The following is a 9,921-nucleotide window of genomic DNA, read 5'->3' as shown; positions in this document are numbered from 1 at the left end:
CCGGCCCGGCTGCGCGCGTCGGCCCGGCTGCGCGCGTCGGCCCGGCTGCGCGAGGACCGCGGCGCGCCGTCGCTGGAGTTCGCCGCGGGCTTCCCGATCACGCTGGTCGTGATCTTCGTGGCCTACCAGGCGTGGGTGTCGGCGACGACGGTCGAGCGCGTGGAGAACATCGCGCGGACCGGCGCCCGCCAGGCCAGCCAGGACTACGCGCCGTCGCGCTGCCGCACCTACGCGCTGGGGGCCAAGCCGAACTGGATCAACCAGTACGACGTCGAGGGCGGCGCGACCAAGGTGGACGGCACCGACGGCGTGTACTGCCGCGTCAAGGCGAGACTCCCGCTGATCTGGAAGGGCATCCCCATCGACTACACCGTCACCCGCAGCTTCACGCTCCCGCTGGGGTAACCATGGCGCTCAAGGACCGACTCGACCAGGACCGTTCGGCTCCCGAACGGAGCGGCAAGTCCAGCATCGGCCACTGGCGCGCGCGGCTGCTGGAGGAGATCAACCTCGACGAGCTGGCGCGGCTCACCATGGCGCAGCGCCGGTCGCGGCTGGAGAAGGTCACGGGCCTGCTGCTCACCCGTGAGGGCCCGGTGCTCTCGCCGGGCGAGCGGGCCGGCCTGATCCGCCGGGTGGTGGACGAGGCGCTCGGCCTCGGCGTCCTGGAACCGCTGCTCGCCGACCCGAACGTCACCGAGATCATGGTGAACGGCCCGGACACCGTGTTCGTCGAGCGCGCGGGCCGCGTGTACCGGCTGGACGGCGGGTTCGCCAGCGAGGAGCAGCTGTACCAGACCATCGACCGCATCGTCGCCCAGGTGAACCGCCGGGTGGACGAGTCGAGCCCGATGGTGGACGCGCGCCTGCCCACCGGCGAGCGCGTCAACGTGATCATCCCGCCGCTGTCGCTGGCCGGGCCGATCCTGACCATCCGCCGCTTCCCCCGCGCGTACTCGATCGAGGAGCTCGTCGGGATGCGGGCGATGGACGCGCCGACCGGGATGCTGCTCGCCTCGTTCGTCCGGGCCCGGCTGAACATGGTCATCGCGGGCGGCACCGGCACCGGGAAGACGACGATGCTGAACGCGCTGTCGGCGTTCGTCCCCGAGACCGAGCGCATCATCACGATCGAGGACTCCGCCGAGCTCCAGCTCAAGCAGGCGCACGTCATCCCGCTGGAGTCGCGGCCGGCCAACATCGAGGGCAAGGGCGCGATCACGATCCGCGACCTGGTCCGCAACGCGCTGCGCATGCGCCCGGACCGGATCATCGTCGGTGAGGTCCGCGGCGGCGAGACCCTGGACATGCTCCAGGCGATGAACACCGGGCACGACGGTTCGCTGGTGACCGTGCACGCCAACTCCAGCGAGGACACCGTCAACCGGTTGCAGACCCTGACCAGCATGAGCGACGTCAAGCTGCCGTTCGAGGCGGTCCGCGACCAGATCAACAGCGCCATCGACGTCATCGTCCAGCTCAGCCGCGGCCCGGACGGCTCGCGCCGGATCGTGGAGATCGCGGTGATGGACAAGTCGGTGCGCGAGCGGTTCTCGCTGCAGCCGGTGATGCGGTTCGAGGCCGAGCCGATCGGCGCGGACCGCGTCGTGCGCGGCCGGTTCAGGCCGATGCCGCTGCCGCCCGCGCTCGCCACCCGCCTGTTCCACGCCGGTGAGTCCATCCCGCCCGCCTTCGCCCCCCGCTCGATGAACGGTTCGGCGGGGCACGGCGTTCCCGTCCCGCCCGGCGCGCCGCCCGGCCTCGGCACGACGTCCGGCCCCGAGCCGCCGCACGGGCGCGAACCGCTGCACGGACCGGGGGACGCCTGATGCACGACCGACCGAAAGGAAGCGGTACCCGATGAACCTGCCGCTGCCGGCGATCCTGGCGATCCTGGCGCTGACCCTCGTCCTGGCGACCTGGGGCGTCGGGGATCTGCTCACGGGCTGGGGGCAGCGCCGGCGCCTGGTCTCCCGGGCCGAGCTCGGCATCGACACCACGCCCAACGGCCCCCTGGTCCGGCTGGACCGGGTGCTGCGCCGGACGTCGGCGGGCAAGTCCCTCGCCCGCCGGCTGCACAACTCCGGGCTGCGCATCCGGGTGTCGACGTTCGTGCTCCTGCTGTCGGCCGTCGCCCTCCTCGCCGTCTTCGTGATCGGGCAGTGGATCGGCGCGGTGTACGGGATCGCGGCGGCGGTCGGCGTCGCGTTCCTGTTCCTGTCCTACCTGCGCCGCCGGGAGGACCGGCGCAAGGAGGAGTTCATCGCGCAGCTCCCGGAGCTGGCCCGCGTCCTGTCGAACGCCACCCAGGCCGGACTGGTCATGACCACCGCGATCGAGATCGCCGCCGACGAGCTCTCCGAGCCGGCGGGCGAGGAGCTGAAGCGCACCGCGGACGCGCTGCGGCTCGGGCAGCCGCTGGAGGAGGCCCTGCACGACCTCGGCGAGCGGCTGCCGTCCCGGGAGCTGGGCGTGCTGATCAGCACGCTGGTGGTGTCCGCGCGGGCGGGCGGCTCGCTGGTCACCGCGCTGCGGACGATCTCCACCACGCTGGAGGACCGCAAGGAGATCCGCCGCGAGGTCCTCACCATCATGGGCGAGGCGACCGTGACGAACGTGAGCGTGATCGGGCTCAGCATCGTCGCGCTCGGGCTGATCAACGTGATCCAGCCCGGCGCGCTGCGGGCCATGAGCCACCATCTGATCGGGCAGGTGATCCTGGTCATCGCGCTGTCGCTGTTCGTCGGCAGCGTGGTCATCGTCCGCCGGATCACCCGGATCGACGTGTGAGGCGCCGATGACCATCCCGTACCTGCTCGCGGCCGGGGCCGCGCTGTGCGTCGTGCTGCTGGTGTGGGCGCTGGCCGCGCTCACCTCGGGCGGAAGGGTCAGCGACGACGCGCTGCCCGCCGCCGGCGCGGAGGCCAAGGACGAGCAGTTCATCCTCGACCGGATCACCGAGCGCCTCGGCGCGCCGTTCGCGCGGCCGATGATGGACCTGCTCGCCCCCTGGCGCGCGAAGATCCGGATGCGCATCGACCAGGCCGGACGGCCCGGCGGCATGACCGTCGACACCTACGCCCGCAGGCTGGCCGGATACCTCGTCCTGTTCGGGACGCTGGCGCTGCTGGTGCTGCTCCAGGGGCACCCGTTCTGGGCCCTGCTGGTGCTGCTGGCGGCGCTCCAGCCCGACCTGTCCCTGTACGCCAAGCGGGCCGCCCGGCAGGACGAGATCCAGCGGTCCATGCCGGACTTCCTGGACGTCCTGGCGGTCACGGTGAGCGCCGGGCTCAGCTTCCGCACCGCCCTCGCGCGCGTCTGCGAGAGCATGCCGGGCGCGCTGTCGGAGGAGTTCATGGTCGCGCTGCGCCAGATGGAGCTGGGCACGCCCCGCCGGGAGGCGTTCGACGACCTGCGCGACCGCAACAACTCCGAGGCGGTCGGCTCGTTCGCGACCGCGCTGCTGCAGGCCGAGGAGCTCGGCGCGCCGCTCGGCCAGGCGCTGGTGGACATCAGCAACGACATGCGCCGCGAGTCCGCCCAGTGGGCGCGGCGCAAGGCGCAGCGCGCCAACCCCAAGATCACGGCGGTGACCATGGGGATGTCCATGCCCGGCCTGATGATGATCGTGATCACGGCCATGGTCTACGGGATGAACCTCAGGGGGGTCGGTGGCCTCTTCGGCGGCTGACCGCAAGGACGCGGGGGGCGGTCTGTTCGCCGGGGGCGACGGCCGTCCGGACACGCGTGCGCCGATGACCGAGCGGGTCGGCGAGGCCTTCCGGATGCTGATGCACATCCGGATGCTCACCGCGGCGGTGACGCTGCTGCTCATCCCCCGGGAGAGCCTCACGGTCGAGGCGTTCCTGCTGGTGGTGTTCATCGTCGGGCTGTCCTGGGTCAGCGGCCGGTGCTGGCGGAGCATCGCGCCCCGGTTCGCGGCGCACCCGCTGCTGTTCGCGCTGGACATGGCCGTGTCGTTCGGCGCGCTCGCGATCAGCGGCAGCGTCACCGGGCCGTTCTTCCTGTGCACCGTCGTCACCGCCGCGCTCGGCGGACTGCTGTACCGCTGGCAGGGGATGCTCGGCGTCGCGGCCCTGCAGATGCTCTTCTACTACGTGGTGTACGCGGCGACCGCCTCGGTGTCGGTCGCGCACACCTTCCAGGCCCTCCTGGGGCAGCCGTTCTACTACCCGCTCGCCGGGTTCGCCGGGGTCGCGCTGCGCCGCCTGCTGGACGAGTACGCCGAGCAGGAGGCGGCCCGCCGCCGCGCCGAGGTGCACGCCGCCGCCGCCGACGAACGCGCCCGGCTCGCCCGCGAGATGCACGACTCCCTCGCCAAGACGCTGCGCGGCATCGCGCTCGCGGCGTCGGCGCTGCCGGTGTGGGTCGAGCGGGACGCCGAGCGCGCCGTGGCCGAGGCCCGGCGGATCGCCGAGGCCGCCGAGACCGCGTCCCGCGAGGCCCGCGACCTGCTGACCGAGCTGCGGGCCGAGGCGCTGGTCCGGCCGCTCTCGGAGGTCATCGCGGAGCTGGCCGGACGCTGGTCGCGGGAGACCGGCACCCGGGTGGAGCTGGACCTCGACGCGGCCCTGGACCTGGCGCCCGCCGCCCGGCACGAGGTCGTCGCGATCCTCGGCGAGGCGCTGACCAACGTGGCCCGGCACGCGGGCGCCGACCTGGTGGAGGTCCGGCTGAGCGGCGCCGGGGACGTCCTGGAGCTGGCCGTCCGCGACGACGGGTGCGGGTTCGATCCGCCCGAACTGGCGGACCTGGCGCGCGACGGCCACTACGGTCTGGTGGGCCTGACCGAGCGGGCCGAGCGCGCCGGGGCCGAGGTGGCCCTGGAGTCCGCGCCCGGCGCCGGAACGACCGTGCTGCTCCGCGTCCCGGCGGAGCGGACCGACATGCCCGCAGAGCGAACGGCAGAGGTGAGTTGATGGCTTCCCCCCGAGTGCTGGTCGTGGACGACAACGTGGTGGTCCGCTCCGGGCTGGTGTCGCTGCTGGAGGCCGCCGGGATCGAGGTGGTCGGCCAGGCGGGCGACGGCCGGACGGCGGTCGAGCTGGCCGCGCGGCTCCGTCCCGACCTGGTCTTCCTCGACGTGCAGATGCCGCTGGTGGGCGGCGTCGAGGTCGTCGGGACGCTCAGCCGCGACGCGCGCGTCGTCATGCTGACCTACACCGACGACGCGGAGACCGTGCGCGCCGCGATCGGGAACGGCGCGGCCGGGTACCTGGTGCACGGCCGGTTCTCCCCGGAGGAGCTGGCCGACGCGGTCCGGCGGGCGATGGACGGCGCGAACCCGCTGTCGGACGTCGCGGTGTCGGCGCTGGTCGGGGCCGTCCGGGACCGCGACCGGGAGCCGGCGGCGACCGCCGCGCCGCCCCCGCCGCCGGCCGAGCCGGACCCCAACGCCCGGTTCGGCCTCTCGGCGCGGGAGGTCGACGTCATGCGCCTCATCGTGCGGGGGCGCTCCAACGGCGAGATCGCGAGCGAGCTGTTCCTCTCCGAGAAGACCGTCAAGAACCACGTGAACCGCATCTACGCCAAACTCGGCGTGCCCTCCCGGGCGGCGGCCATCGCCCTCTGGATGGGCACCGTGGACGGGCTGCGGTGACGGGGGAGCGCACGCCTCGAGGGCCCGGCGCATTGGGTCCTGAGACCCGGCTCCGGGGGTGCCTTCTTCGGGCCTGGAGTTGGGTCGCCGGGCCCTGGGGGGAGGTGGCCGGAATCCGTAATGTTCTGTTCAGCAAAGCGGAGCGGGCCACCGGCAAGGAGAACTCAGATGAACGCTCTCATCCCTCTCTACGTCACTCTTCAGACTTTCGTCCAGGACCGTGCCGAGCAGGTCGGCCGGCAGATCCGGGAGCGCCAGGACGCGGGCGTCAGCGCCCTGGAGTACGGCGCCCTGATCGTGGTGGCCGCGGTCGTCGTCGGCATCCTGTACGGCCTGGTGAACGGCTCGGTGCGGCAGAACGTCACCCAGGCCATCAACAAGCTGTTCAACCCGGGCAGCGCCAGCTGATCCGTCGCCCGTGTGAATTCACCGGGCCGGTCGATAATTCCAGCATGGGGAGAGTCGCGAAAGCGGCTCTCCCCATGCTGTTCTGTTTCAGGGAAAGTCTGGAAGGGGTTCGACTGTGACATTCGTGAAGTGGGCCGGGTCCCGGTGGACGGGGCTCGGCGCGGTCGCGATCGCCGGGGCAGTCGTGCTTTCCGGTTGCAGTGACAAGAAAGAGGCGAAACCCGGGCCCACGGGCTCCGGCAAGCCGGGGGGCGCGACCCGGTCGTCGGCCGCGTACGAGAAGCGGTCCGTCCCGCTGCCCGTCAAGGACGGGGTGGCGAGGCTGGACCTGACGGCCCTCAGCCGCACCTCCGGCTCGACCGTGACGGCCCGCTTCACGGTGGCGAACGACGGCAAGACCCCGCTGACCGTGTCCGGCGCGCTCGGCGACCAGCTCAACGACCCCGGCGCGGGGTACATCCTGTCGCTGGGCGGCCTCGGGATGGTCGACGTCCAGGGCGGCAAGGTGTACATGCCGCTCCGCAACGGCGACCACTGCTTCTGCTCGGAGGACATCAAGACGCTGCCGCCCGGCGGCAGCCAGGACCTGTACGCGATCTTCCCGGCGCCGCCCGCGAACGTGCAGCGGGTCACCATCACCGCGCCGACCGCCGCGCCCCTGGAGAACGTGCCGATCGTCACCGGCCCGGTGGCGCCGGTGCCGGGCCAGACCGCGGACGCCGCCGCGGCCGCGGGCGGGCAGCAGCGCGTCGCGAACCTCGTCGTCACGTCCACGGGCATCGACCAGGGGGTGGACGACAGCGGCGACGACCGGAAGGTGAACCTCCAGTCCGACGTGCTGTTCGCCCTCAACAAGGCCGACCTGACGCCGCGCGCCGACGCGCTGCTGCGGCAGGTCGCGCAGCAGATCGACAAGTCCAGGGGCCAGACCGTCAAGGTGGACGGCCACGCCGACAGCTCGGGCAACGACGCCATCAACCAGCCGCTGTCCGAGCGCCGCGCGCAGACCGTCGCGAACCGGCTGAAGTCACTGGTGACCAGGCAGGGCGTCACGTTCCAGCCCGCCGGGCACGGCTCCACGCAGCCGATCGCGAACAACGGCAGCGAGGAGGGCCGCCGCCGGAACCGCCGGGTCACCGTCACCTTCCCCAAGCCGCAGGACCCGGTGACGCCCCCCGCCGGCGGGGGGCCGTACCAGTACGGCTCGGGCAAGGTCCTCGGCAGCGGTGAGATCAGGGGCGCGGCCGGGCTCCGGTACGAGATCAACAGCCTGCACCGGACCGGCGACGGCCTGGTCGTGCTCGTCTGGACGATCAAGAACGCGGGCGGCGCGGACAGCCCCTTCCTGCAGGGCTTCGAGCGCAGCTTCATGCTGTACGGCACCGGCCCGAACAACCGCGGTTTCACCACCGGCGGCGTGATGCTGGAGGACCCGGCCGCCAAGGCCCGCTACTGGCCGGTGGAGGACTCGCTGGGTCACTGCGCCTGCTACGGCTTCGTCGAGGCGTCCAAGTCGAAGCTGGCCGCGGGGGAGAGCCTGACCGTGTGGGGCCTGTACCGGCCGCCCGCGGGCGCGACCTCCTTCGACGTGTCCATCCCGTGGACCGACCACGTCGCCGCGGTGGCGAAGGGCATCCCGCTCAGCTGACACGCCCCCGCTTCACGGGCCTTCGCCCATATGCCACGGCTCGCGGGACGGCCGTCCTTCCGGCAGGGAGGACGGCCGTCGCCGTTCACGGCGCCGGGCGGTTCACATCCGGGTGGGGTGGTCGATCTCGGCGTATTTGAGGCGTTCGAGGCGCGGCCGGAGGTCCTCCAGGTGGCCGCCGGCCGTGCTGTAGGCGGCCCCTCCGCTCGCCAGGTCGAGTTTCACGGTGCCCTGGAGGAAGCCGGCGCCCGGCAGCGCCGTGTGGACGAACCGGGCGACCGCGAGGTCCACCCGGACGAGCGCGGAGGTGAGGATGCGGTCCCGGTAGGCGGCCAGGCGCGGCTGGGCGTACTGGTCGCCGACGCTGCCGACGACGTACCGTCCGGCCGCCGCCACGGTCTGGACCACCGCCTCGCCCGCGCCGCCCGCCGCCTGGAACACGACGTCCGCTCCGGCGTCGGTCTCGGCCTTCGCGGCGGCGCGTCCTTCGGCGGGGCTCGCGGCGAACCGGGCGGGAAGCAGCCGGACGTCCGGCCTGGCCTTCCGCGCCCCTGCCTCGAATCCGCGCTGGAAGCGGGCCGTCCAGGCGTCGCGTCCGCCGACGAACCCCAGCACGCCGGTCCGCGACCGGAGCGCGGCGGCGGCGCCGGCGAGATAGGCCGCCTTCTCGGGGTGGAAGCACGCGCCCATCACGTTCCTGCCGGTGACCGCGCAGCCCGCCGGGTCCACGATGAGGAAGCGCGTCCGGGGGAATGACGCGGCGACCCGCTCGACCGGCGCGGTGTAGGCGGAACCGAGGGCGACGACCATCGGCAGGCCGCGTCCGGCGAGGTTACGGACGCGCGCCTCGCGGTCGGCGTCGGTCTCTCCGGCGCGCGCGGCGGCGGTGACCGGCTCGATGTCGGCGTCCTTGCGGGCCCGGTCCAGGCCGGCCAGCGCCGAGTCGTTCAGCGCGAGGTCGCCGAGGCCGTCCGGGGTGAGCGCGACGCCCACCCTCACGACCCCTTCGGGGCGGGCGGGCGTCGGCGCGCCGCATCCCGCGACGGCGCACCCGGCGAGGACGAGGCCCAGCCCGAGCCCCGGCCGCACGGCGCGCGCCCTCATCCCGGCACCCCTCTCCGGCTCATCGGGAGCCCTTCCGCCCGACGCACGCGGGGTCGTACCAGATGACCCACCACAGGTTCTCCATCAGCGCCGACCGCCGGTACGACCACCCCGGCGGATGCTGCGGCCAGGTCTCGGCGGCGGTCACGCCCGCGGGCCACTCCACGACCGCCATGCAGACCCCCGGACGCACCCCCGCGGACGGGTCGAACCGCTCCAGCCGCGTCCACCAGACCTTCACGGCCACCGAGGAGTAGGTCAGTTCGGAGACGGGCGAGACCACGTCCGGCACGGGATGCTCCACCCCGGGGACGTGCCGGGCGAGCACCACGGATCCGGACGTGACCGGCGGCAGCGGCGCGGCGTCCGCGACGGCCTCGCTCACCTGCCACACGGTCGCCGGGATGTAGGTGAGGACGAGGTTCAGCGCGAGCAGGACGCCCGCGAGCTTCACCGTCCCCCACCGCGCCAGCGCCCACAGCAGGGCGAGCAGCGCGGAGGCGGCGGCGGAGATGACGATCGGGCGCAGCTCGGTGTAGCTGCCGCCGAGCAGCGCCACCTCCGGGAAGTCGCGCGACTTGAACGTGTAGGTGTGCAGCCGTCCGCCCATGTAGAGGACGAGCCAGCCGCCGAAGAGGCAGACGGAGGCGGCGCCCGCGAGCATCCGCCGGTGGCGCCGGAGTCCGGCGAGGCCCGCCAGCGCGTAGGGGAGCGCGAAGCAGGCGACGTACCGCTCGTAGGCGAAGTTGCCGACCCGGTGCTCGTCGAACAGGGCCGCCGCCGACGCCACCGCGACCCCGGCCGTGGCGACCAGCAGCGCGAGGGCCATGAGCCGGTCGGCGGGCCGTCCGCGCCGCACGGCCAGAAGCACCGACACGAGGCCGAGCGCGGCGAGCCCCCAGCTTCCCGCCGCCATCGCCCAGAGCTGCCCGCCCCCGGCGGTCAGCGAGTGCAGCAGGCCGGACGGGCTGGTCAGGCGCTCCACGGCCCAGGCCTGGTGGTCGCTGGGGCCGCCCGGGTACAGCGCGGCGCTCACGACCGTGTTCAGCGTCCAGGCGGCGGCCGTCCCGGCGACGACCGCCCCGGCGGCCCACAGCAGCGCCGCGCGGCCGGGAGCGGGCCGCCACCCGGCGCCCTTGCC

At 73.4% G+C, this 9,921-nt stretch carries 9 protein-coding genes and 1 pseudogene; 8 read left to right on the top strand and 2 right to left on the bottom strand.

Annotated features, from left to right (window positions below):
- The 8 genes from DZF91_RS40705 to DZF91_RS33580 all read left to right on the top strand — a co-directional run.
- The coding region (locus tag DZF91_RS40705) for a TadE/TadG family type IV pilus assembly protein (protein ID WP_117361076.1) at positions 1-405 on the top strand (405 nt) is incomplete at its 5' end.
- Positions 406-407: 2 nt separating this feature from the next.
- Entirely contained in the window at positions 408-1,829 is a 1,422-nt protein-coding gene (locus DZF91_RS33610; protein ID WP_117361075.1) for a CpaF family protein, read from the top strand.
- Between the two features lie 31 nt (positions 1,830-1,860).
- Positions 1,861-2,790, top strand: a complete 930-nt coding sequence (locus DZF91_RS33605; protein ID WP_117361074.1) for a type II secretion system F family protein — start codon at positions 1,861-1,863, stop codon at positions 2,788-2,790.
- 7 nt (positions 2,791-2,797) lie between these two features.
- On the top strand, positions 2,798-3,691 hold the full coding sequence (locus tag DZF91_RS33600; RefSeq protein ID WP_117361073.1) for a type II secretion system F family protein: 894 nt from the start codon (positions 2,798-2,800) through the stop codon (positions 3,689-3,691).
- 64 nt (positions 3,692-3,755) lie between these two features.
- Positions 3,756-4,940 carry a sensor histidine kinase gene (locus DZF91_RS33595; protein WP_147341512.1) on the top strand — a complete coding sequence of 395 codons (1,185 nt, stop codon included), beginning with the start codon at positions 3,756-3,758 and terminating at the stop codon, positions 4,938-4,940.
- Positions 4,940-5,620: a response regulator gene (locus DZF91_RS33590; RefSeq protein WP_117361071.1), complete on the top strand. Its 681-nt coding sequence runs from the start codon at positions 4,940-4,942 to the stop codon at positions 5,618-5,620. The genes DZF91_RS33595 and DZF91_RS33590 overlap by 1 nt, the downstream gene beginning before the upstream one ends.
- A gap of 168 nt (positions 5,621-5,788) precedes the next feature.
- Positions 5,789-6,028 (top strand): hypothetical protein, encoded by a 240-nt coding sequence (locus DZF91_RS33585; protein ID WP_117361070.1) that lies wholly within the window; start codon positions 5,789-5,791, stop codon positions 6,026-6,028.
- Positions 6,029-6,143: 115 nt separating this feature from the next.
- Positions 6,144-7,676 carry an OmpA family protein gene (locus tag DZF91_RS33580; RefSeq protein ID WP_147341511.1) on the top strand — a complete coding sequence of 511 codons (1,533 nt, stop codon included), beginning with the start codon at positions 6,144-6,146 and terminating at the stop codon, positions 7,674-7,676.
- Between the two features lie 102 nt (positions 7,677-7,778).
- Here DZF91_RS33580 and DZF91_RS33575 read toward each other — a convergent pair whose 3' ends face one another.
- Both DZF91_RS33575 and DZF91_RS40700 read right to left on the bottom strand, forming a co-directional pair.
- Entirely contained in the window at positions 7,779-8,780 is a 1,002-nt protein-coding gene (locus DZF91_RS33575) for a BMP family lipoprotein (protein WP_117361068.1), read from the bottom strand.
- A gap of 19 nt (positions 8,781-8,799) precedes the next feature.
- Positions 8,800-9,921: pseudogene (locus DZF91_RS40700) on the bottom strand (hypothetical protein); the annotation flags it as partial.

Origin of the sequence: Actinomadura logoneensis, from assembly GCF_003428695.1 — a bacterium.
In the GTDB taxonomy this organism is placed as follows: domain Bacteria; phylum Actinomycetota; class Actinomycetes; order Streptosporangiales; family Streptosporangiaceae; genus Spirillospora; species Spirillospora logoneensis.
Note: the sequence above shows the minus strand (reverse complement) of the source record. Positions and strands in the feature narration are given on the sequence as shown.